The sequence below is a fragment of the Promicromonospora noduliphila genome (assembly GCF_056951025.1).
Genome location: NZ_CM167806.1, coordinates 2,795,766 through 2,818,080, shown reverse-complemented (window position 1 = coordinate 2,818,080; position 22,315 = coordinate 2,795,766). Strand labels below are relative to the sequence as shown.

Below are 22,315 nucleotides of genomic sequence, written 5' to 3'. Positions count from 1 at the left end.
GCACAGTACGGCTAGAAGGTGTCATGCAGCACGACGCCGTCGCGCAGCGTGTGCAGGCACTCCGGCTCGGCGGCGCCCGGCGAGAGGTCGGGCAGGAGGGGTGTGCCGGCGCGGGCCTCCTCGCTCCAGGAGCTGAGCCGTCCGGCGGCGGCCTGCACGCCGAGCTGCTCGGCCCGCCAGACGGCGAGGTGCGCGGGCGCGCCCACCCGGAGCTGGCCGGCGCCGGTGTGGTCGAGCCCGGCCAGGCGCCAGCCGCCGCGGGTGTGGGCACGGAACGCCGCTCCGGCGGAGATGCGCTGGTCGGGGTCCTCGTGGCTGGTCGCGGCGCGCACGCCCTGCCACGGGTCGACGGGGGTCACGGGCGTGTCGGAGCCGAACGCGAGCGGCACGCCCGCCTGCGCGAGGTCGGCGAACGGCATGAGCGCCCCCGCACGCATCGCGCCGAGCCGGGAGGCGTACACGCCCTTGCTCCCGCCGAACGTCGACTCGAACGCGGGCTGCACCGACAGGCCGACGCCGTGCACGAGGAGCGCCGCGAGGGTCGCCGCGTCGACGAACAGCGCGTGCTCGACGCGGTGGTGCGCGGCGCGCAGGGCGCCCTCTCCGCCCATCTGCGCGGCGATCTGCAGTCCGAGCACGAGGGTGTCCATGGCCCGGTCGCCGATGACGTGGAACGCGGCCTGGCGGCCGCGACCGTCCGCCCCGGCGGCCTGCACGGCCGTGAGGTGGTTCGCGATCTGGTCGGCCGACAGGTACAGGTTGCCGGTCCACGGCGTGCCGTCGGGGTTGGTCAGGGCCCCGGCGAAGGAGCCGGTGGACGGGTCGGCCGGCAGGTCCGCGTAGGGGCTGCGCAGGGCGGCGGTACGGGAGCCGATCGACCCGTCGACGTTGAGGTCTCCCCCGATCCCGGTGAGGAACGGCAGCTCGGCGAGCAGCGCGCGGGCGTCGTCCGCCGTCGCGCACAGCTCGCCGCGGTAGGCGGCCAGGTGAGGCAGGGCAGGCGCGGCGTCCGGATCCGTGCGGGCGTCCGCCGAGACGGAGTCCGCGGTCATGGCGTACAGCTCGGCCAGGCCGGCGCGGGTGTCGAGGTGCTGGCCGCTCATCTCGTGCACGGAGACGATGCCGCGCGCGGCCCAGGCGGCCAGCACCTGGCGGTAGAGGCGGGTGCGGCGTTCGGGCGACAGGGCGTGGGCGACGGCGCGGACGGTGTGGTGCAGGTCCGCGGTGACCAGGCCGGTGTCGGCGGGGGCGTCGGACCAGCCCGACCCGGACAGGCCCATCCCCGTCCACGCCGGGTCGCGTTCGATGCCCGCGCGCACGGCCATCGACGTCGAGACGACGGCGGAGTGCACGTCGACGCGCGCCGCGTACACGGGGCGGCCGCCACATGCGGCGTCGAGCTCCTCGCGGGTGAAGGCGCGCCGCTCGGGCCAGGCCTGCTCGTCCCAGCCGAAGGCGAGCAGCACCTCGTCGCCGGACGGGTCGGTCGCGGCGAGCCGCTGTGCGCCGTCGTGCAGGGCGGCCAGGGCGTCGGCGAGCGAGTGCACGCCCCCGGCGGGCGTGAGGTCGACGGAGTCGGCCGCGAGGCCGGTCTCCAGCACGTGGACGTGCGCGTCGACGAACCCGGGGGTCACCAGCGCGCCGTCGAGGTCGATCACGCGGTCGGCACGTGCGGCGAGCCCCGCCGCGGTGTCGTCGGCGCCGAGCCAGGCCACGACGCCGTCGTCCACGAGGATCGCCTCGGCGAACGGGTCGGCGGCGGAGTGCACGACTCCGTTGCGGTACAGGATCGATCGGGCGGGCTGGCTCACGGTGGGAACTGTAAACGATCCCCTCGGCATGTGCCCTGGTGAACGGCCAGAACGTACCGTCGGCGCCCCGTCACAGGCTGGAGTACGCCACGACCCCCCGGAGCACGGCGTCCTGCGCCTTGCGCGCCGTCGAGCGCAGCTTCTCCGACGGCGCGGCGCCGCCGAGCTGGTCCAGCACGTCGATGACCTGCTTGCACCAGCGCACGAAGTCGCCGGCGGCGAGGTCGGAGCCGCGCAGCACACTGTCCAGGCCCTTGCCGGACGCCCACCGGTACATCGCGCCGACCAGGCCGAGGTCGAGCGGCCCGGTGGCCTCGATGCCGTGCGCCTCCTCCAGGTCGTCGACCTCGGACCACACGCGCTGCGTGTCGTCGAGGACGCCGGCGAGGCGGCCGGTCGGCCCGCCGGGGATGTACGGGTCGGGGGCCTCGTCGCGCCGCCCCTGGTACACGACGGTGGAGACGACCGCGGCGAGCCCGGCGGGGTCGAGCCCGTCCCAGACGCCGCGGCGCAGGCACTCGGCCAGCAGGAGGTCGTTCTCGGCGTACAGGCGGCGCAGCCAGCGGCCGTCGTCGGTGACGCGGATCCGGCCGGTGCCGGTGCGCTGCAGGTAGCCGAGGGCGAGCAGCACGTCCAGCGTGCGGTCGAAGGTGCGGGCGATGGAGCCGGTGCGTCCCTCGACGCGGCGTACGAGCTGGTCGTGCTCCTTCTTGAGCTTGTTCCAGCGTTCGGCCCAGCGGGCGTGGTCGTCGCGGTCGGGGCAGGCGTGGCAGGGATGGCTCTTGAGGGCCTTGCGCAGGCGCGCGAGCTCCGCGTCGGTCGCGGCGTCGGACCGGCGGCCGACCGGGGCCCGCCCGCCGCGCGCGGCGCGTGCCGGGCTGGTGGTGGAGTGGGCCGCCGCCGGGGCCCCGGAGTGGGCGGAGGGGACGTCGTCGGCCAGGGCGCCGAGGGCGTTGCGCATGGTCGAGACCAGGTCGCGGCGCGCGTCGGGCTTGCGGGGGTTGAACGTCTTGGGGATCCGGACCGTGGTGACGGTCTCCAGGCCGGCGGGGGCGTCGGCCAGGGTGAGCTTCTTGACCTGCCGCTCCTGGGTGAGCACGGTGGGGCGCGGCCCGTCGAACCCGCCGGGCTCGCCCGGGTCGAGCACGAGGACGTACCCGCGCCGTCGGCCGGAGGGCACCTCGACGACGTCGCCGCGGCGCAGCTTCTCCAGGGAGGCCACGACCTCGGCGCGCCGGGCGCCGGAGGCCGCGCGGGACAGGTCCTTCTCGCGGTCCTTGATGGCGCGGCGCAGGTCCATGTACTCGGAGAAGTCGCCGACGTCGCAGGACATGGCCTTGGCGTACCCGTCGAGGGCCTCCGCGTGCGCCTGCGCCTGCTTGGCCAGGCCGACGACGCCGCGGTCGGCCTGGAACTGGGCGAACGAGGTCTCCAGCACCTCGCGGGCCCGGTCGCGGCCGACCTGTGCCACGAGGTTGACCGCCATGTTGTACGTGGGCCGGAAGCTGGACCGCAGCGGGTACAGGCGCTTGGACGCGAGGCCGGCCAGGGCCACGGGGTCCAGTGCGGGGTGGTCGACGACGACGGCGTGCCCCTCGACGTCGATGCCCCGGCGCCCGGCGCGGCCGGTGAGCTGGGTGAACTCGCCGGGGGTGACCGGGACGTGGCTGGACCCGTCCCACTTGACGAGCTTGTCCAGGACCACGGAGCGGGCGGGCATGTTGATGCCGAGGGCGAGGGTCTCGGTGGCGAAGACGACCTTGACCAGGCCGCGGGAGAACAGGTCCTCGACCGTCTCCTTGAACACCGGCAGCATGCCGGCGTGGTGGGCGGCCACGCCGCGGGCCAGGGCCTGCGACCAGGACCAGTAGCCGAGCACGTCCAGGTCCTCAGGCGGGATGGCGGCGGTGCGCTCCTCCACCACGGTGCGGATCGTCGCTTCCTCCTGCGGGGAGGTCAGCCGCAGCCCGGCCTTGAGGCACTGCTCGACGGCGGCCTCGCAGCCCGCGCGGGAGAACACGAAGTAGATGGCGGGCAGCAGGCCGTCGTCGTCGAGGGCGTCGATGACGACGAACCGCGGCGGGGTGCGCCGGCTCGGCCCGATGCCTCCGCCGTCGCCCGTCGGTCCGGTGCGGCGCCCGCCCGGCCCGCGGTAGCCGCGGTCGCCCCGCCCGCGGTACCCGCGGCCTCGCCCGTTCTCGCCGCCGTACCCGCCGGAGCGGCTGCCGCCGCGCCCGGACCGGAAGGCCGCGGACAGGTCGGGGTTGATGGGCGGGCTGGTGCCGGGGTCGGTCGGGTCGACGTGCCCGGCGTACAGGTCCAGGAGGCGCGGCTTGCCGCGCGGTTCGGGCGAGGACATGAGCACGTGCTGCCACAGCGGCACGGGCCGGCGCTCGGAGACGACGACAGCGGTGTCGCCGCGCACCATCTCCAGCCAGTCGCCGAACTCCTCGGCGTTGGACACGGTGGCGCTCAGGGAGACGAGCTGCACGTCGTCGGACAGGTGGATGATGACCTCTTCCCAGACGGGGCCGCGGAAGCGGTCGGCGAGGTAGTGCACCTCGTCCATGACCACGTAGGCGAGCCCGTCCAGGGTGGAGGAGCCGGCGTACAGCATGTTGCGCAGCACCTCGGTGGTCATGACCACCACGGGCGCGTCGCCGTTGATCGTGGAGTCGCCCGTGAGCAGGCCGACGTTCTCGGGCCCGTGCCTGCGCACGAGGTCGGCGTACTTCTGGTTGGACAGGGCCTTGATCGGCGTCGTGTAGAACGCCTTGCGCCCGGAGGCCAGGGCGAGGTGGACGGCGAACTCGCCCACCACCGTCTTGCCAGCCCCGGTCGGGGCCGCCACGAGCACGGCGCGCCCCTGTTCGAGCGCCTCGCAGGCGGCGACCTGGAAGTCGTCGAGCTGGAACCCGAGGATCTCCCGGAAGCGGCTCAGCTCGGGGTGCTCCGCCTCCGAACGGCTCTGTGACCGGAAGGCCGTGTACCGCTCGGCGGGACTCAGGTCGCTCATGGGCACAGCCTACGGTCCCCGTCTGACAGAGCCGTCAGGAGCAGGGCCGTCAGACCTCCACGTCCTCCAGGAGCCGCCGCTCCACGCGCCGGTCGTGCAGCAGCGACACGCCGACGGCGGCGAAGTAGAGCACGCAGATCGGCAGGGCCACCAGGATCATCGTGAGCGCGTCCGGCGTCGGCGTCGCGATGGCGGCGAACGTGAACGCGATGAGCACGGCCCAGCGCCAGCCGCCGAGCAGGGCCTTGCCCGTCAGCAGGCCCGCGAAGTTCAGGCCGACCAGCAGCACCGGGGACACGAACGCGACGCCGAAGGCCAGCAGGAGCCGCATCACGAGGTCCAGGTACATCTGGGCGTCGGTGAAGTTCGTGGCGTTGTCGGGCAGGAACCCCGTCAGGATCCGCACGGCGTGCGGGATCACCACCCACGCCATGTAGGCCCCGCCGAGGAACAGCGGCACCGAGGCGCCGACGAACCCGTACGCGTAGTACCTCTCCCGCTTGTTCAGGCCGGGCGTGACGAACGCCCAGACCTGGTACAGCCACCACGGGCAGGACAGGAACACGGCGAGGAACAACGCCACCCTGATCCTCAGGTCCAGCGCCGATGCCGGCCCGGTGAAGTTCAGTGTGACGTCGTTGCCCGTGACCTCGGCGGCGGCCTCCAGGGGCTGCTGCAGCGTGACCAGCAGCGGCTCGTACAGGACCCAGCCCGCTATCGCGCCGAGCAGGAGCCCGGCGGCGACCAGGACGAAACGCTTGCGCAGCTCGAGAAGATGTTCGAGCAGAGGCATCCGGCCGTCCGACGGCCGCCTCGTACGTGCCACCGGTCAGCTCTTGGGGATGTCCGGGCCCTTGTCGCTGATCAAGCCGGGGACCTGGCCCGTGGTCGAGCTCGCACCGGTGCTGGTGGTCGAACCCGTGCTGGGGCTCGTCGAGCTACCCGGGGCGTTGTCGGCGGCGTTCGACGTCTCCGACTTGTCGTCGCGCAGGTCCTTGATCTCCCGGCGGAAGATCTTCATCGACTGGCCGACGCTCTTGGCCAGTCCCGGCAGGCGGGTGGACCCGAACAGCAGCAGGACGACGACGAGTAGGACGAGCCAGTGCCAAGGTTGCATGGCGCCAGTCATGGTGTCTCCTTACGGTGCGGTGCTGGTACGCGGTGCGGTGCTGATATGCCCGATCCTACGCGGACCGGAGGGGCACATTGGTAGCCCCCTGGTGGACGGCAGGTAGCGCCGGCGGGGAAAGGCCGGAGAAGGAGCCCGGAAAGGGCCGCGGAACGGCCACGAGAGACGACCGCCGGCGGCGTCCTCTCAGTCGTTGAAGTGCTTCCACTTCTGCCACGTCGCCACGTTCCGCGCCCGGCGCGCCTCCCTGCGCACCGCACGGGCCTGACGCTGCGCGTTGACCCGCTGGTAGTGGATCGTCACGTCGTCGAACAGGCTCGGCCCCGCGTGCTGCGTCGCCGCCTCACGCGCCCGGTCGGACATCTCCTGCAGCCGCTCCGTCGACTCCGCGATCAGGCGGGAAGACCGGCCCAGCTCCTGCATCAGGCCCTTCGCGGACCGCCACAGCGAGCGGGCCAGGAAGAACGCGCCGACCAGGCTGCCGACGACCAGCAGGGTCCACACCCAGAACCACATGGTCGACCAGCCTAGTGCCGATCTCGCGATGCGGCTGCGTCACCGGCCCCCTCGCCCGCCCCGTACACCGCCAGCGCCTCCCGCGCGGCACCCGCCACGTCGTCGGCAAGTGCCGGCGGCGAGACCGACCGCACGAACGGCGCGAGCCGGATCAGCGTGCTGCGCAGCCAGCCGGGATTGGTGACCCGCAGGGTCACCTCGAAGTCGCCGTCCGGCAGGTTGCGCACCGACTCGACCGGCGTCTCCTCCGCGAACCAGCGCGCCCGCGGAGCGAACCGGATGGTCGCGAGCGGCGAGGAACCCCCAGCGAACAGCGCCGCGAAGTCTATCTCCGCCGACGGCTCCCCCACCCCGGGATGCTCCTGCACCGGCACGTCCGTCTCGGTGGCCTCGAGGATGCGGTCCACCCGGAACGTGCGTGGCGCCTGCGCCCGGTAGCACCAGGCAGCCAGGTAGGCGAACTCGTCCTGCGTGTGCAGCCGCACCGGGTCCACGTCCCGCTCGCTGACCACGTCCGACGACGTCACGTACCGGATCCGCAGCCGGTGCCGCGCCGCCAGCGCCGACGAGATCACCGCCACCACCTGCCGGTCCCCGCCCGCGGCGAGCCGCACGTCCACGGCGCTCGCTGCCTCGCCGGTGGCGTCGGTGAGCTTGCGCAGCGCCGACTCGACGACGGCGGACCGCGCGGGGTCGGCCTGGACGGCGTCGGTGGCCCGCATGGCCCGCAGGGCCGCGACCAGGGCGACCGCCTCGCGGGTACCGAGCCGCAGGGGCCTGGTCATGCCGCGCGCCTCGGTGAGGTGCACCACGCCGCGGTCGATGGACGCGGCGTCGAAGTCGATCAGGTCGTCGGGCCAGTAGCCGGGCGTGCCGGAGACCCAGAGCGCGTCGACGTCCTTCTGGATCTGCGCGGGCGTGGTGCCGAACCGCTCGGCGAGGTCGGCCACGGGGACGGGCCCAGCGCCGTCGAGGTAGGCGACGATGCCGAGCAGGCGCAGGAGCCGGTCGTCGGCGCGCTCAGCCACGGGACCCCTCCCCCGTACCCAGCGCCGCCGCCGCGGTGAGCCGGCGCAGCGTCTCCTCGCGGACGGCCTCCGGTTCGAGCACGACCAGGGCCGCGCCGTACCCCGCGGCCTCCGACGCCATCCCGGTCAGGGACCGGTAGGGCACCTGCAGGATGTCCCAGCCCGCCTGGTCACCAGCGGCGGAGCCCACCAGGCGCTCGCTGTAGACCTCCCGCTCGCCCTCTGGCACGGCCTTGGCGCGGGCCCGCAGCGCCCCGGCGCGCTCGGGGCGGACGGCGACGACGGCCTCCTTGACCTCGCCGTGTGCCTTGCCGAGCATGGCGTCGGTCTCGAAGTCTGGGATCTCGTAGGCCCCGGCCGGCCCGGTGATGCGCACGCGTGACTCGATGCGCGACATGCGGAACACGCGCGGCCCCTGCCGGTCGCGGTCGAAGCACATGAGGTACCAGCCGCCGTCGCGCGCCGCGATGCGCCACGGCTCGACGTGCCGGGTCAGCACCACGCCGTTGTACGCGGCCCGGTAGCTGAACGACACCGCCCGCCGGGCCTCGATCGCCTCCATGAGGGGTCCGTAGGCGTCGCCGACCGCGCGTACGGACGGCGCGAGCCCGGCCAGGGCGTCGGCGGACGGGTCGCCCGCCCCGGCGGCGCGGAGCTTGACCATGGCGCGGGTGATGTCGGTCTGCAGGGTCTTGTCCTGCCAGAACTGGGCCGCCAGGGACAGCACGCCGAGCTCGGCCGGCGTGAGGTCGATGGGCGGCAGCGCGTACGCGTCCTGGTCGATCCGGTACCCGAGCTCGTCGGTGTGCCCACCGGTCCCGACCGTGACCACAGGGATGCCGAGGGCCCGCAGCATGTCCTTGTCGCGCTCGAACATCCGCTCGAACGCCTCGTCGCTGGGCGCGTCGGAGTAGCCGGCCACGGCGGAGCGCACCTGCTGCTTGGTCATGGCCGCGTTGGTGTTCACGAGCGCGATGACGAGGTTGAGGAGCCGCTCGGCGGGGTTCAGGCCGGGGGTCGAGCTCGGTGTCGGGGGCAGATCGATGGGCATCAGGACAACGCTAGCGTTGGGTAGCCTCCATCGTGTGATGACGTGGCGGATCGGGACCGTGATTTCCACAGGCAAGTCGTGGCGGGGTGCCCTCGAGCTGGAGGTGACGCTCGACCGGCCGCTCGGCACCGCGGGGAGTATGGCGGGCACGGCGCACGGCGTGACCGTCCGCGCCCTGGCCTACACCGACCTGGTCGGCCGGCCCGCCCCCGGCGACGCCCTGCTGCTGAACGTGTCCGCCCTCGGCCGCGGCCTGGGCACCGGTGGGTACGCGCTCGTCGTCGGCCCCGCCACCGCCCAGCTCCCGCCCGACCCCGCGCCCGGACCCGGCCACCTCGTCAAGGCCCGGTACACGCCCCTGCAGGCCATGGTGCTCGGCGTCGACGAGCAGGAGTCGCCCCACCACGGCCTCCTCGCCGACGCCGACAGCCTCGACGGCATGCCCGTCGTCGTCGCCGACCTGCATTCCGCGCTGCCCGCCGTGGTCGCGGGCCTCCGGCACGCGGCGGCCGCCGGCAACACAAGCCCCGACGCGCTCAAGGTCGCCTACGTCATGACCGACGGCGGCGCCCTGCCCGCCGCGTTCTCCCGCACCATCGCCGCCCTGCGCGACGCCGGCTGGCTCACCACCTGCGTCACCGTCGGCCAGGCGTTCGGCGGCGACCTGGAGGCCGTCACCGTGCACACCGGCCTCCTGGCCGCCCGGCACGTCGCCGGGTGCGACGTCGCCGTCGTCGTCCAGGGGCCCGGCAACCTCGGGACCGGAACGCGCTGGGGCTACTCCGGCGTCGCAGCGGGCGAGGCCGTCAACGCCGCCGCCACCCTCCGCGGGCGGCCCGTCGCCTCGCTGCGCGTCTCCGGGGCCGACCTGCGCGACCGCCACCTCGGCATCTCCCACCACTCGCTCACCGCCTACGGCCGCGTCGCGCTCGCGCCCGCCGACATCCCCGTCCCCGTCCCCACCGCTGACGTCGAGAACCTGCCCGCCTGGGGCGCCGACCTCACCCGCCGCATCGACGAGCAGGCCCGGTCCCTGGTCGAGGACGCCGGGACCGCCCGGCACACCCTCGTCGACGTCCCCGCCGACACCGCACTCGTCGACACCCTGCGCACCTGCCCCGGCGGACTGCGCACCATGGGCCGCAGCCTCGACGGCGACCCCGCCTCCTTCGTCGCGGCCGCCGTCGCCGGCCTCCACGCCCACACACTCGCCACCGACACCACACCCACCGCATGACCCCCCGCGCCCGCCTCACCGCCGTCTGCCTGCTCGTCACCATCGCCGTACTCGGCGCCGCCACCGCCGGACCCTGGCGCTTCAGCCCACCCCAGCTACCCGTCCCGGAGATCGCCCTGCCCACCCAGCCCCAGCACACAGCGACCGCCGACGCCACCCCACCACCTCCGCCACCCACCGGCCCGCCCAGCCCGCCCTGGATCGGCCTGGTCATGATCGCCCTCGCGGTGCTCCTGGTCGCCGCCCTCCTCACCCTCGTCGTCCGACAGCTCCTCGCCGCCCGCCGCGAACGCACCGACACCGCCCGCGACCACCTCACCCCCGGGGCAACCACCACAACCACCGGCGACGACGTCGACCTCCCCGAGCTGCAGGACGCCGTCACCCGCGCCCTGGCCCACCTCGACGGCCACGCCCGCCCCCGCGACGCCGTCGTCGCCGCCTGGGTAGCCCTCGAAGAAGCCGCCGCCCGCGCAGGCACCCACCGCGACCCCGCCCAGACGCCCACCGAGTTCGCCGGCGCCGTCCTCGCCGCCACCCCCGCACCACCCGCCGCCGTCGCCCGGCTGCGCACCCTCTACCAGCGCGCCCGCTTCACCGACCGGCCCATCGACAGCACCGCCGTCACCCAGGCCCGGTCGGCGCTCGCGGACATCGCGCGCAGCCTGGACGTCCGCGATCCCGGCCAGGATCCCGGCACGGGCCTCGACGACGCCGCACCGGCCGCCGGCCGTGGACCGGCATGAGCCGGGGGTGCCCGTGAACTGGCGGCGTGTCACCACCGTCGCGGTCCTGGCGGGCCTCGCCACGGGCGCGCTCGCGTTCTGGCAGGTCATCGACCTGTGGCACGCCGTGGGCGCGGCCGCGCTCGCCGTGGCGGCGGGCGTGCTCTGGTCCGGCACCGAGACGGGTGTCGAAGACCCCGACTGGCCGCGCGTCGTCGTCGAGGCCCGTCCCGGCGGACGGCACGACGTCTCCGACCTGGGCTGGTCCGTGTTCGGGCGCGACGGGCGCGTCACCGACCGGGTCGTGCGCCGCGTGCGGGCGCTCGCTATCGACCGGCTGCGTGCGCACGGCGTCGACCCGTCCGACCCCGCCGCCCGGCCCGACGCCGAACGCCTGCTCGGCGCCCGTGTCCTGAGCCAGCTCTGGTCCCGCGAGCCGCCAACGGCACGCACCCTGCAGACGTGGCTCGATGCGATCGAACGTCTGGGACCGGCGCCGTCGGCCCCGACAGTCAGTCCTGCCGCGCGCCCGCCAGCGCCCACCACCGAGGAGAACCGTGCCTGACCACACCCGTCCGAGCAGCACCGATCCGAGCACCACCAACCCGGCACCCCTTCCCGTCGCCGACGTCGCCGCGCTGGGGGAACGGGTCCTCGCCGAGGTGGGCACCGCCGTCGTCGGCATGCGCGAGGCGCTGCAGGTGGCGCTCGCCACCATCCTCGCCGGCGGGCATGTGCTCTTCGAGGACGTGCCCGGCCTCGGCAAGACGCTCGCGGCCCGGTCCCTCGCGACGGCCCTCGGCCTCGACTTCGCCCGGCTGCAGTGCACCCCCGACCTGCTCCCTGCCGACATCACCGGCTCCTCCGTGTTCGACCCGGCCACGCGCACGTTCGAGTTCCGTTCGGGTCCCGTCTTCACCGGCCTCTTCCTCGCCGACGAGATCAACCGCACGGCGCCGAAGACCCAGTCGGCGCTCCTGGAGGCCATGGCGGAGCGGCAGGTCTCCATCGAGGGCACCAGCCGCTCCCTGCCCCGCCCCTTCCACGTGCTGGCCACCTCCAACCCGGTCGAGTACGAGGGCACGTACCCGCTGCCGGAGGCCCAGCTCGACCGGTTCATGGTCCGCCTCGCGGTCGGCTACCCCGACCCGGCCCAGGAGGCGGAGGTCCTCGACCGGCGGCTCGCCCGCAGGCAGGAGGCGGCCCCCGTGGCGCAGGTCGTCGACCCGGCGACGGTCCTGGCCATGCAGGCGGGGACCGAGGCGGTCCCGGTCGACCCCGACGTCGTCCGCTACTGCGTGGACCTCGCCGCGGCCACGCGCGGCCACCAGGCCCTCGAGGTCGGCGCCTCGCCCCGCGGGTCACAGAACCTTGTGCTCCTCGCCCGCGCCGTCGCCGTCCTCGACGGACGCGACTACGTGCTGCCGGAGGACGTCAAGCGCGTCGCCGTGCCGGTCCTCGCCCACCGCATCACCCTCACCCCGACCGCGTGGGCCTCCGCCACCCGGCCCGAGACCGTGGTCTCGGACCTCCTGCACCTCGTGCCGACGCCCGCGACGGTGCGCACCCGATGACCGTCGGCGGCATCATCGTCGCCCGCGGGCGGACCTCCGCCGGCACACCGGCCGACGGTCACCGCGGCTGGCGGCTCACCTCCGCGCACACCGCCGCCGTCGTGACCGGCGTGGTGCTGCTCGGCCTCGGCGTCGCCGGGGGCCGCGCCGACCTCGCCCTCCTCGGCGTACCGGGCCTGCTCGCGGTGGCCTGGGCCCGCTCCGTGCGTCCCGGGCCGCTCCTGCGCGGCAGCCTGCACGAGCCAGAGGGTCCCGCCACCGCCGGCGAGCTCACCGCGACGCTCCACCTCACGGGCGCCACCGGTACCACGGGCACGGCCGTCGCCCACCTCCGTATCGGAGCCGCCGGCCACCGCAGCACGAACATCGCGCTCGTCACGCGCGCGGAGGAGCGGCGGATCCCGCTGCGCCTGTCCTCCGTGCGCACCGGACCGCAGGACACCTTCGCCGTCGACCTGCGTGCGTCCCGGCACGAGGCCTGGGAGCAGGAGCCCACACAGGTCGGCGGCGCACGCCGCCTCGTGCTGCCGGGCGCGGCCCCGCTGGGCCGGCTCCCGCTGCCGCACCGCCTGCGCGGCCTGACCGGACCGCACTCGTCGCGGCGGCTGGGCGACGGCGCCGAGCTGCGCGACATCCACCCCTTCACGCCCGGCGACCGGCTGCGCCGGATCGACTGGCGCACCACCGCCCGCCGGTCTCCCGACCTCGACACCCTGTACGTCCGGCGCACCTACGCCCCGGCGGAGGCGACCGCCGTGCTCGTCGTGGACTCGCGGGACGACGTCGGCCCGGACGTGCGGACCTGGCGCGGCTACGGCACGCTCCGCGTCGACGAGCCGACGTCGCTCGACCTCGCCCGGCACGCGGCCGCCTCCGTGGCCAGGGCCCTCGTCGAGGCGGGCGACCGGGTCGGCCTGGAAGACCTCGCCCGCCGACGGCGCCCGCTCCCACCCGCCTCGGGACGGCGGCACCTGCGGCGCGTGGTGCACGGCCTGGCCCTGGCCCACCCGAAGGACCGCGCCGCGGTGCACCGGGTGCGCCCGCCGCAGGTGCCCGCCGACGCCATCGTCTACCTGTTCACCACCGTGCTTGACGACGAGCCGCTGCACCTGGTGCGCACCTGGCGGGCCAAGGGCCACCCCGTCGTGGTGGTCGACACCCTGCCCGACGTGCACCCCGTCGTCGAGCACCACCTGTGGATCGCGTGGCGCATCGCCCGCCTGGAACGCGAGGACCGGCTCGCCGCCCTCGCGGGCGAGGGCGTGCCAGTGGTGCGCTGGGCCGCACGGTCGGCAGGGGCAGAGCGCGAGCGGGCGGCCGTGCAGTTCGAGGCCCTGGCCAGGGCCGCGCAGCGCCACGTCCCCGGGCGTGTGCCATGATCCGCGGCCTGTCGGCCGGGGCCGGACGACGCTGGGCCCGGCTCAGGCTGCGCCTGTCCGACCCCGCCGCGCGACCGCTGCCCGAGGTGACCGTCGAGACCGGCCCCACCCTCCGGGGCTGGATGCTGCGGGCCGCACTGCTCCTGCTCGTGCCGACGCTGCTCCTGGTCGCCGCCTCCCGCACGCCCGGCCTGTCGGCCGCGATCGTCGGAACGGTGGTCGCCCTGAGCACCGGCTTTGCCGTCCTGCGCCCCGGCCCCACGACAGCGGGCGGCATCATCGTGCTGTCCGGGGTGCTCCTGTGGGGCTTCACCGCCGAGCCGTTCGACCCGTGGGCACTCCTCGTCGCGCTCCTCGGCTACCTGGTCGCCCGTGTCTCCTGGTGGGCTGCGCACGTCCCGTTCCGCGGACGCGCCGAGCTCGCGGCGCTCGCGACCGGCTGGCGGCGCGACGCCGTCGTCCTCGGCGCGACCGGCCTGCTCGGCGGCCTCGCCCTGCTCGCCACCGGGGCGACCCTGCCGGGCGCAATCCTGCTCGCCGCGCTCGCGGTGCTCGGGACCGCGCTCGCCGCGCTGGCGACCCGTGGCTCCGCGCGTGACGATGGACAGGACTGATCGCCGGCTGAACAGGAGAGGCCACATGTCCCCGGAGCTGCCCCGGTACACCGTCCCGTCCCTCACGCCAGAGCAGGGGGCCGAGGTCGCCGAGATCCTGCAGCAGCGGCTGCACGCGCTCAACGAGCTGCACCTGACCCTCAAGCACGTGCACTGGAACGTGGTGGGTCCGCACTTCATCGGCGTCCACGAGATGATCGACCCCCAGGTCGACGCCGTGCGCGCCATGGTCGACCAGATCGCCGAACGCATAGCGACGCTCGGCTCGGTCCCGGTCGGCACGCCCGGCGCCCTCGTCGCCGCCCGGAACTGGGACGACTACAAGCTCGGCCGCGCCCCCGCCATCGAGCACCTCGGCGCGCTCGACGACGTCTACGACTCCATCATCACATTCCACCGCAAGGCCGCCGCCGACACTGCCGGCGTCGACGACGTCACCAACGACCTGCTCATCGGCCACCTGCACGACCTCGAGCAGTTCCAGTGGTTCGTCCGCGCCCACCTGGAGTCGGCGTCCGGGTCGATCCCGGGGGCCTGAGGCCCCCGAGACCGACCCCGAGGCCGAGCACGGATCAGCCGACGGGCGCGAAGTCCCGCGCCCCGAGGAACGTCGGCCGCGCCGACGCCGCGGCGAACGGCCGCACCGCCGTGTTCTCCACGCTGTTGTAGACCAGGAAGATGTTCGACCTCGGGTACGGCGAGATGTTGCCGTTCGAGCCGTGGATGCAGTTGCAGTCGAACATGATGGCGCTCCCGGCCCGGCCGGTCAGCACGTCGATGCCGTGCTCGTCGGCCATGCGGGTCAGGATGCCCTCGTCCGGGGTGCCGGCGTTCTGCATCACCAGCGACTTGCGGAAGTTGTCCTCCGGCGTCTTCCCGCTGCACGAGACGTACGTCTTGTGCGTCCCCGGCATGATCATCAGCGGACCGTTGAACGAGTAGTTGTCGGTCAGCGAGATCGAGATGCTGACCGTCCGCATCCGGGGCAGGCCGTCCTCCGCGTGCCAGGTCTCGAAGTCCGAGTGCCACGCGAAGTCGCCCCCGCCGAACCCCGGCTTCAGGTTCACCCGGCTCTGGTGGATGTACACGTCCGACCCGAGGAGCTGCCGCGCCCGGCCCACCACCCGCGGGTCGTTCGCGATGCGGGCGAAGACCTCGCTGGTCCTGTGCACCTCGAAGATCGTCCGCACCTCCTGCGACGTCCCCTCGATGATGGTGCGCTCGTCCGCCCGCACCACGGGATCCGTGGCCAGACGGCGCAGCTCCGCGCGGAACTCCTCGATCTCCGCCGGCGTCACGAGATCCTCGAGCACGAGGTACCCGTTCCGCTCGAACCCGTCCAGGAGCTCCTGGTCCAGCGGGCCGTCGTCGGCCCCGCCCCAGACCACCCGGTCCTGCCGCGGGAGCTCGACGGCGTCGCCCTCCACGCGTGTCGGGTACAGGTCCTCCGGCTGGTCGGCGAGGTTCCCGGTGTCGTTCATGGTGTCCGTCGTCATACGGCGGCCTCCTCCTCGGTGATCGGTCTCTCGGTCAGCAGCGGGTACACGCCGTCGGCGTCATGCACCTCCCGCCCGGTGACCGGCGGGTTGAAGGTGCAGATCAGCCGCAGGTCCGTCGTCGGACGCATGGTGTGCTTCTCGTTGCCGTCCAGCAGGTACATCGTGCCGTCGGCGATCTGGTGCCGTTCACCGGTCTCCCGGTTCTCCAGCTCACCGGTACCGCCCACGCAGTACACGGCCTCGACGTGGTTCGCGTACCACATCTCGGTCTCCGTGCCCGCGTACATCGTGGTCTCGTGGAACGAGAACCCCACGCCCTCCTGCGCCAGCACGAGCCGCCGGCTGCGCCAGGTCTCCGTCCGCACGTCGCGGTCGGTACCTTCCAGGTCGGCAATTCGGGTGACTATCACGTGTTCTCCTCTCCTCGCGGTTCCTCTCCTCGTGCGACGCCGCCCCGCGCAACGCCACCCCGCGCGGCGTCCGAGATCGCCGGCGGCCCCAGCACCTCCGCGGTCGCCGCCGCGATGATGTCCACCCCCGAGCGCAGCTCGTCCGCGGTGATGGTCAGGGCGGGCATCGCCTTGAGCACCTCGTCCTCCGGCCCCGACGTCTCGACCAGCAGGCCCCGCTCGTACGCCGCCGCCGCGATGCTCGACGCCGCCGCCGGGTCCGGGAACTTGATGCCCGTCAGGAAGCCCCGGCCCTTGACCACAGCGCCCTCGTAGCCGTTCGCGATCTGCGCCAGGCCCTCGTGCAGGTCCTCACTGCGCTCGCGGACCCCCGCGGCGAACGCGTCGTCGGACCAGAACTCGCGGAGCGCCGCCGTCGCCGTGACGAACGACGTGTTCTGGCCGCGGAACGTCCCGTTGTGCTCGCCTGGCTCCCACTGGTCGAGCTCGGGCCGGATGAGCGTGAGCGCCATCGACAGGCCGAACCCGGAGATCGACTTGGACAGGCACACGATGTCGGGTGTGATGCCGGCCTGCTCGAAGCTGAAGAAGTCCCCGGTCCGGCCGCAGCCCGCCTGCACGTCGTCGACGATCAGCAGGATCTCGTGGGCGCGGCACAGGTCGGCGAGGGCCCGCAGCCACTCCGGCCGCGCCGCGCTCAGGCCGCCCTCGCCCTGGACCGACTCCACGATGATCGCTGCGGGCTGGTCCACGCCCGACCCGCTGTCGCTGAGCACGCGTTCGAGCCACAGGAAGTCCTCGATCGCGCCGGAGAAGTAGTCGTCGTAGGGGATCTTCGAGCTGTTCGTGAGCGGCAGGCCTGCACCGTTGCGCTTCATGGAGTTGCCGGTCACCGACAGGGAGCCCAGTGTCATCCCGTGGAACGCGTTGGTGAACGAGAGGATGTGCTGCCGGCCGGTCACCTTGCGCGCGAGCTTGAGCGCGCTCTCCACGGAGTTGGTCCCGGTGGGCCCGGGGAACATGACCTTGTAGTCCAGGCCGCGCGGCGCCAGGATCAGGTCGCGGAACGTCTCCAGGAACTCCCGCTTGGCGGTGGTGTGCATGTCCAGCGCGTGCACGATGCCGCCGTCGCGCAGGTAGTCGAGCAGCGCGTCGAGCAGCACCGGGTGGTTGTGCCCGTAGTTGAGGGCGCCCGCTCCGGCGAAGAAGTCGAGGTAGCTTCGGCCGTCCTCGGCGCGCAGCGTGCTGCCGGACGCCGTGGTGAAGGTGGTGGGCCAGCCGCGACAGTAGCTGCGGACCTGCGACTCGAGCTCGGCGAAGACGTCGGGCTGGGGTTGGGTGGTGGACACGTCGTCGGACCTGTCCGTTGGCATGGTGGTGTTCGGACGCATGGCTCCTTCCACGGTCCGGCCTCGGTGACCGGACACGGCTCTGGGGTCGATCGGTGTGACGGGGTCAGGTGAGCGGGCCGATGCGGAACACCAGCTCCGCATCGTGGCCGTCCGGGAACGCCTCCGCCGGGAAGACGGTCCGCACGTCGACGGGCGCACCCTGGGCCGACGCGAAGGACATGAACAGGGCGATGGACGCCGTGTTGTCCGAGGTGATGGTGGTCTCCACGTGGGTGCACCCCGGATGCTGCCCGGCGAGGTGCGCGAGCATCCGGGAGGCCAGCCGCTGCCCGCGATAGGCGTGGTCGACGGCGACCTGCCAGACCATCAGGGTGGTCGGCTCGTCCGGGCGGACGTATCCCGTGACGAACCCGGCGGGTTCGTCGTCCACGGTGACGATCACGGAGGTCCGGGCGAAGTCCCTGGCCCAGAGCAGGTACGCGTAGGAAGAGTTGAGGTCCAGCGTCTTGGAGTCGCGGGCGAGGCGCCACATCGCCGCTCCGTCGGCGACGGTGGGCTCCCTCAGCGCCACCGTGGTTTCGGTCGGATGGATGTGCTTGAGTTCCTCATCGAGGTTCTGCATGGCGCCATCGACCGTAACGAACTTATGCCACAATTGCACATGGCGATCTCATGACGATCCCGTTACCCGCAAGATTCCGCGGCAAACTCGTGGTCACCACCATCGCCCCGCCCGGCCGGCGTGTCCGGCCGGCACGTTAGGGTGCCCGGGTGACCGAGCCTTTCATCCGCCCCTACGACGTCGCCGACCGCGCCGACGTCGCCGACGTCTGCGTCCGCACCGCCGCGGCCGGCGGCGACGCGCGCGGCGTGTACTCGTCGGACCTGATCATGCCCGACGTCTACGCACTCCCCTACGTGGACCACTCCCCCGACCTCGCCTGGGTGGTCGAGCACGAGGGCCGGGCCGCCGGGTACATCGTCGCCGCCGCCGACACCCGGTCGTTCGTCGACTGGTGGGCCCGCGAGTGGACGCCGGGCTTCGTCGCCCGCCATCCCGCGCCCGGCCCGGCCACGGGCCACCGCCCCGGCTACACCGAGGCCCAGCTCCTGCACGACGGCGCGGACCCCGAGCGCATGGTCCGCGGGCTGCGCCACGGCGAGCTCACGACGCACCCCGCGCACCTGCACATCGACCTGCTGCCCGTGCTGCAGCGCCGCGGCCTGGGCTCCCGCCTCATCGACACGCTCCGTGCGGCCCTCGCCGAGCGCGGCGTACCCGGCGTGCACCTGGGCTACGCGGCCGAGAACACCGCGGCGCGGGCGTTCTACGACCGGTACGGGTTCACGGAGCTGCCGTCGTCGACGCCGCAGGCCCCGCTGCTCGGCATCCGAACCGCATCCTGAATCGCTGCGCCCCGCGCCTCAGCGCTCCTCCTGGGCGGCCTCCGTCCACGCCCGCCGCACCTGCTCGAACCGGGTGGGCAGCGGCGGGCGCAGGGCGCCGTAACGAGCGTTGGTGCGATGCACGAACCGGCGCCAGGACAGCACCAGCCCCTGCCGGGTGATCGGCAGGCCGGACGCGACGGTGGTCCCGTTGTCGTGCGTGTGGTGCACCGTGAGCAGCAGCGCCCGCGGCACGGAACCCTCCAGCTCGGCCGCCAGCTCCTCGCGCACCACCATCCAGTGCTTCAGCAGCACCACCAGGTCGGCCGGGAGCAGGTGCCGCCGCGGCGTGCGGTGCTTGCCGTGCCGCACCAGCACGGTCCCCTCGGACGCCCGGGCGCGCGCCGGCCCCAGGTCGAGGTCCTCGACGCGCACGCGCAGCAGGTCCCCGTACCGCGCGCCGGTCGCCCGGACGAGCCCGGTGATCACGGCGAGCCGCGCCGTCTCCGGCTTGGCGCCCGGCCGCATCGCCTCCGTGGACAGCTCGCGCCAGACCCACTCGGCCTCGTCGAGGGTCACCGGAGGCCGCGGGTAGCGGGCGGGCTCCCCGCTCCGTGCTGGTGGCGAGGTGGTGTCGGGGCTGGTCATGGGTTTGAATCTACGCTTGGCACACTATTAATCCAAGGAGACACGCCAGGACGTCCACCAGCTGATCAGCGGCCGTGTTCACCGCGGCCCGGAACGAGTACCTTGTGGCCCCTGGTGATCGTCCTCCTCGACGTCGAGCTCAGGGGTCAACGATGATGACATCCCCCATCCGCCTCGCCGTCCTCGGCGCGGGCGGCCGCGGTACCGAGACCTACGGCCGCTGGGTGCGGGCGCACCCGGACCGTGCCCGGATCGTCGGCGTGGCCGATCCGGTCCCCACCCGGCTGGACGCTCTCGCCGGCACGACCGCCGCCCGCTACCCCGACTGGCGTGACCTGGTCGCCGACCTCGACCACCTGCGGCCCGACGCCGTCGTGGTCGCCCTGCCGGACGCCCTGCACGTCGCGGCCGCGACCGCCCTCGCCGAGGCGGGCCTGCCGATGCTGCTCGAGAAGCCGGCGGCCCCGACCCTCGACGGCCTGACCGACCTGGCCCGCGTGGTGCGCGTGACGGGCGCCCGGATCGCCGTCGGCCACGTGCTGCGGTTCGCGCCGTTCTGGCGCGCCGTCCGCACGCTCGTCGCGGCCGGGACGCTCGGCACGCTCGCGACCATCGAGGTGCGGGAGAACATCGGGTTCTGGCACTTCGCGCACTCGTTCGTGCGGGGGAACTGGCGCAGCGCAGCGGAGTCGAGCCCGATGGTGCTCGCCAAGACGTGCCACGACCTCGACCTGATCCGCTGGCTCGCCGGCGCTGCACCCCGGACGGTGTCCAGCGAGGGGTCGCTGCTGCACTTCCGCCCGGACAAGGCGCCGCCCGGCGCCCCCGAGCGGTGCACCGACGGCTGCCCGGCGTCCGCGGACTGCCCGTTCTACGCGCCCCGCTACTACGTGGACGCCCTGCGCGACGTCACGGGCCACCCGGTGACCATGCTCGGCGACGACCTCTCCCCCGCCGGCCGCCTCGCCGCCCTGCGGCGGGGACCGTACGGGCGCTGCGTCTACCACAGCGACAACGACGTGGCCGACCACCAGCAGACGCTCCTGCGGTTCGCCTCCGGCCTCACCGCCACGCTCACGGCCAGCGCGTTCACCGCCGAGAACACGCGGCACCTCGCGATCACCGGGACCCGCGGCCAGCTCCACGGGCACATGGAGTCGGGCGAGCTCCGCATCGACCTGTTCTCGCCGTCGAGCCGGCTGCCGGACGGCCTGCCCGGCGTCGAGCTGGTCGCCTCCGCCGTCGACGGGCCCCTCGGCCACACGACCCACACGCTGATCGCCCGGCCCGACCCCGACACGGCCAGGCACCACGTGGGCGGCGACGACGGCCTGATGGACGCGTTCTGCCGGGCCGTCGCCGCCGGCACCGTCGGGTCGGGCGAGCTGTCGTTCGCGACCGCCCTGGACAGCCACCTCATGGCCTTCGCGGCAGAGCAGTCACGCACCGGAGGCGGCGTCGTCGACTTCGAGGCCTGGACGAGCAGCGCGCTCGGGTCGCTGGGCCGGTCGCCGGCCTAGAACCCCTCCGGCCCCACCGTCGCGCCGTCGGGCACCGTGCCGCCGTCGCCCGCGAGCGCCGCCTTGCCCTCGGCGCGGACGCCGGATCCGAAGGTCCAGTCGCCGCGGACGGTGAGGGAGTCGGCGTCGCGCAGGGACGGGGCGCCCTGGGCGAACCGTGCGGTGAAGTCGTCGATGAGCTTGTAGTGGTCCTTGTCGAGGTCGACGAGGGGTGCGGGGACCTGCGCCTCGAGCCGGTAGTCGGGGGTCAGCGTGTAGACGTCGGAGCGCAGCACGAGGAGGTCGTTCGTGGTCTTGACGGGCAGGAACCGGGAGCGTTCGACCTCGATGGCCGTCGCGCCCTCGAAGACCGCGACGGCGGCGCCCATGGCGGACTCGATCTGCACGACCTTCGGTGAGGTGGCGTCGGCCGGGTCGACGGTCTTGTCGTTGCGGATCAGCGGCAGCTCCAGGACGCCGCCGGTGCGGTCCAGCTCGGCCGCGAGTGCTTCGAGGTCGAACCAGAGGTTGTTGGTGTGGAAGAAGGGGTGGCGGCTCGCGTCGAGGGAGGCGGCGACGTCGTCGGGGTGGGTCTGGGCGGTCTCACGCTGGACGATACGGCCGTCGGCCTTGCGGATGACGAGCTGGCCGCCCTTGACGTCGGCGGGGGTCTTGCGGCAGAGCTCTGCGGCGTAGGGGGCGCCGGAGGCGGCGAACCAGGCGGCGATGGTGGCGTCGGGGGTGGCGCCGAGGTTGTCGGAGTTGGAGACGCACAGGTACCGGAAGCCGGCTGCCAGGAGGGCGGTGACGACGCCGGAGGTGTGCAGGGCCGGGTAGAGGTCGCCGTGGCCCGGCGGGCACCATTCGAGCTCGGGGTCCTGCTCCCAGGTGACGGGCGTGAGGTCGGTGGCGAGGAGCTTGGGCTCGCGGTTCTGGAGGAAGTCGACGGGCAGGCCGTCGACGGCGAGGTCGGGGTAGCGCTCCAGGGCGGCGAGCGAGTCGTCGCGGGTGCGGAAGGAGTTCATGAACAGGAGCGGGAGGCGGGCTCCCGTGGCCTGCCGGGCGGCGCGGACCTGGGCGACGATGATGTCGAGGAAGGTGAGGATCTCGCCGTCGCCGTCGGCCTCGGTGCCGGGTGCCTGCCGGACCGGGAGCAGGGACTTGGCCTGGTCCATGCCCATGGAGGTGCCGAGGCCGCCGTTGAGCTTGAGCATCGCCGTCTTGGCGAGTGCGGCGGCAGCGTCGTCGTCGCTGATGGTGAGCTCGGCGCGGCTGGGGATGTCGACGAGGGGTTCGATGTCGGCCTCGCGGATGAGGCCGGTCTCGCCCCCCTGGAGCAGGTGGTAGAACCGGGTGAACGTCTCGATGGCGGCGGGGGCTACGCCTGCCTCGGTCATCTTGGTGCGGGCCTGCTCGAGCCCGGGAGCGTCCGTCATGGGGC

General features: G+C 73.7%; 22 protein-coding genes. 9 read left to right on the top strand and 13 right to left on the bottom strand.

Going from position 1 to position 22,315, the window contains the following annotated elements; translation table 11 throughout:
- Positions 1 to 11: 11 nt before the first annotated feature.
- From AC0QU1_RS12310 to AC0QU1_RS12280, 7 genes are all read right to left on the bottom strand, one after another.
- Positions 12 to 1,811 carry an amidohydrolase gene (locus AC0QU1_RS12310; protein WP_483569638.1) on the bottom strand — a complete coding sequence of 600 codons (1,800 nt, stop codon included), beginning with the start codon at positions 1,809 to 1,811 and terminating at the stop codon, positions 12 to 14.
- Between the two features lie 70 nt (positions 1,812 to 1,881).
- Complete coding sequence (locus tag AC0QU1_RS12305; protein WP_483569637.1) at positions 1,882 to 4,827, bottom strand: DEAD/DEAH box helicase; 2,946 nt, start codon at positions 4,825 to 4,827, stop codon at positions 1,882 to 1,884.
- 49 nt (positions 4,828 to 4,876) lie between these two features.
- Positions 4,877 to 5,620 carry a twin-arginine translocase subunit TatC gene (tatC, locus tag AC0QU1_RS12300; protein ID WP_483569636.1) on the bottom strand — a complete coding sequence of 248 codons (744 nt, stop codon included), beginning with the start codon at positions 5,618 to 5,620 and terminating at the stop codon, positions 4,877 to 4,879.
- A 36-nt stretch (positions 5,621 to 5,656) separates the two neighbouring features.
- Positions 5,657 to 5,956 carry a Sec-independent protein translocase subunit TatA gene (tatA, locus tag AC0QU1_RS12295; RefSeq protein WP_483569635.1) on the bottom strand — a complete coding sequence of 100 codons (300 nt, stop codon included), beginning with the start codon at positions 5,954 to 5,956 and terminating at the stop codon, positions 5,657 to 5,659.
- A gap of 186 nt (positions 5,957 to 6,142) precedes the next feature.
- Positions 6,143 to 6,472 carry a hypothetical protein gene (locus tag AC0QU1_RS12290; RefSeq protein ID WP_483569634.1) on the bottom strand — a complete coding sequence of 110 codons (330 nt, stop codon included), beginning with the start codon at positions 6,470 to 6,472 and terminating at the stop codon, positions 6,143 to 6,145.
- 11 nt (positions 6,473 to 6,483) lie between these two features.
- On the bottom strand, positions 6,484 to 7,500 hold the full coding sequence (locus AC0QU1_RS12285; protein WP_483569633.1) for a helix-turn-helix transcriptional regulator: 1,017 nt from the start codon (positions 7,498 to 7,500) through the stop codon (positions 6,484 to 6,486).
- Positions 7,493 to 8,551 (bottom strand): helix-turn-helix transcriptional regulator, encoded by a 1,059-nt coding sequence (locus AC0QU1_RS12280; protein WP_483569632.1) that lies wholly within the window; start codon positions 8,549 to 8,551, stop codon positions 7,493 to 7,495. Before AC0QU1_RS12280 ends, AC0QU1_RS12285 begins: the two co-directional genes overlap by 8 nt.
- Positions 8,552 to 8,585: 34 nt before the next feature.
- Between AC0QU1_RS12280 and AC0QU1_RS12275 the strand changes: the two genes are divergently transcribed.
- The 7 genes from AC0QU1_RS12275 to AC0QU1_RS12245 are packed head-to-tail and all read left to right on the top strand — an operon-like array spanning position 8,586 to position 14,618.
- The gene (locus AC0QU1_RS12275) at positions 8,586 to 9,788 is read left to right on the top strand and encodes a DUF3866 family protein (protein WP_483569631.1); all 1,203 of its coding nucleotides are present in this window, start codon (positions 8,586 to 8,588) and stop codon (positions 9,786 to 9,788) included.
- Positions 9,785 to 10,534, top strand: a complete 750-nt coding sequence (locus AC0QU1_RS12270; RefSeq protein ID WP_483569630.1) for a DUF4129 domain-containing protein — start codon at positions 9,785 to 9,787, stop codon at positions 10,532 to 10,534. The genes AC0QU1_RS12275 and AC0QU1_RS12270 overlap by 4 nt, the downstream gene beginning before the upstream one ends.
- 13 nt (positions 10,535 to 10,547) lie before the next feature.
- Positions 10,548 to 11,078, top strand: a complete 531-nt coding sequence (locus AC0QU1_RS12265; protein WP_483616517.1) for a hypothetical protein — start codon at positions 10,548 to 10,550, stop codon at positions 11,076 to 11,078.
- Positions 11,071 to 12,087 (top strand): AAA family ATPase, encoded by a 1,017-nt coding sequence (locus tag AC0QU1_RS12260; RefSeq protein ID WP_483569628.1) that lies wholly within the window; start codon positions 11,071 to 11,073, stop codon positions 12,085 to 12,087. The genes AC0QU1_RS12265 and AC0QU1_RS12260 overlap by 8 nt, the downstream gene beginning before the upstream one ends.
- Positions 12,084 to 13,466, top strand: coding sequence for a DUF58 domain-containing protein (locus AC0QU1_RS12255; RefSeq protein WP_483569627.1), 1,383 nt, complete (start codon positions 12,084 to 12,086; stop codon positions 13,464 to 13,466). Before AC0QU1_RS12260 ends, AC0QU1_RS12255 begins: the two co-directional genes overlap by 4 nt.
- Complete coding sequence (locus AC0QU1_RS12250) at positions 13,463 to 14,080, top strand: hypothetical protein (protein WP_483569626.1); 618 nt, start codon at positions 13,463 to 13,465, stop codon at positions 14,078 to 14,080. Before AC0QU1_RS12255 ends, AC0QU1_RS12250 begins: the two co-directional genes overlap by 4 nt.
- A gap of 25 nt (positions 14,081 to 14,105) precedes the next feature.
- Positions 14,106 to 14,618, top strand: coding sequence for a Dps family protein (locus AC0QU1_RS12245; protein ID WP_483569625.1), 513 nt, complete (start codon positions 14,106 to 14,108; stop codon positions 14,616 to 14,618).
- A gap of 34 nt (positions 14,619 to 14,652) precedes the next feature.
- On the opposite strand, the gene thpD is transcribed toward AC0QU1_RS12245, so the two are convergent.
- The 4 genes from thpD to ectA form a co-directional block, all read right to left on the bottom strand.
- Entirely contained in the window at positions 14,653 to 15,576 is a 924-nt protein-coding gene (thpD, locus tag AC0QU1_RS12240) for an ectoine hydroxylase (protein ID WP_483569624.1), read from the bottom strand.
- Positions 15,573 to 15,989 carry an ectoine synthase gene (locus tag AC0QU1_RS12235; RefSeq protein WP_483569623.1) on the bottom strand — a complete coding sequence of 139 codons (417 nt, stop codon included), beginning with the start codon at positions 15,987 to 15,989 and terminating at the stop codon, positions 15,573 to 15,575. Before AC0QU1_RS12235 ends, thpD begins: the two co-directional genes overlap by 4 nt.
- Positions 15,986 to 17,380, bottom strand: a complete 1,395-nt coding sequence (gene ectB, locus AC0QU1_RS12230; RefSeq protein WP_483569622.1) for a diaminobutyrate--2-oxoglutarate transaminase — start codon at positions 17,378 to 17,380, stop codon at positions 15,986 to 15,988. The genes AC0QU1_RS12235 and ectB overlap by 4 nt, the downstream gene beginning before the upstream one ends.
- Positions 17,381 to 17,444: 64 nt before the next feature.
- Positions 17,445 to 17,963, bottom strand: coding sequence for a diaminobutyrate acetyltransferase (ectA, locus tag AC0QU1_RS12225; protein WP_483569621.1), 519 nt, complete (start codon positions 17,961 to 17,963; stop codon positions 17,445 to 17,447).
- A gap of 149 nt (positions 17,964 to 18,112) precedes the next feature.
- Here ectA and AC0QU1_RS12220 point away from each other — a divergent pair, with 149 nt between their 5' ends.
- Positions 18,113 to 18,748 (top strand): GNAT family N-acetyltransferase, encoded by a 636-nt coding sequence (locus AC0QU1_RS12220; RefSeq protein ID WP_483569620.1) that lies wholly within the window; start codon positions 18,113 to 18,115, stop codon positions 18,746 to 18,748.
- 18 nt (positions 18,749 to 18,766) lie between these two features.
- Here AC0QU1_RS12220 and AC0QU1_RS12215 read toward each other — a convergent pair whose 3' ends face one another.
- Positions 18,767 to 19,375 (bottom strand): tyrosine-type recombinase/integrase, encoded by a 609-nt coding sequence (locus tag AC0QU1_RS12215; protein ID WP_483569619.1) that lies wholly within the window; start codon positions 19,373 to 19,375, stop codon positions 18,767 to 18,769.
- 155 nt (positions 19,376 to 19,530) lie between these two features.
- Here AC0QU1_RS12215 and AC0QU1_RS12210 point away from each other — a divergent pair, with 155 nt between their 5' ends.
- Positions 19,531 to 20,895: a Gfo/Idh/MocA family protein gene (locus tag AC0QU1_RS12210; protein ID WP_483616515.1), complete on the top strand. Its 1,365-nt coding sequence runs from the start codon at positions 19,531 to 19,533 to the stop codon at positions 20,893 to 20,895.
- On the opposite strand, the gene AC0QU1_RS12205 is transcribed toward AC0QU1_RS12210, so the two are convergent.
- The gene (locus AC0QU1_RS12205) at positions 20,892 to 22,310 is read right to left on the bottom strand and encodes a UTP--glucose-1-phosphate uridylyltransferase (RefSeq protein WP_483569617.1); all 1,419 of its coding nucleotides are present in this window, start codon (positions 22,308 to 22,310) and stop codon (positions 20,892 to 20,894) included. The two genes, AC0QU1_RS12210 and AC0QU1_RS12205, sit on opposite strands and share 4 nt — an antisense overlap.
- Positions 22,311 to 22,315 lie beyond the last annotated feature (5 nt).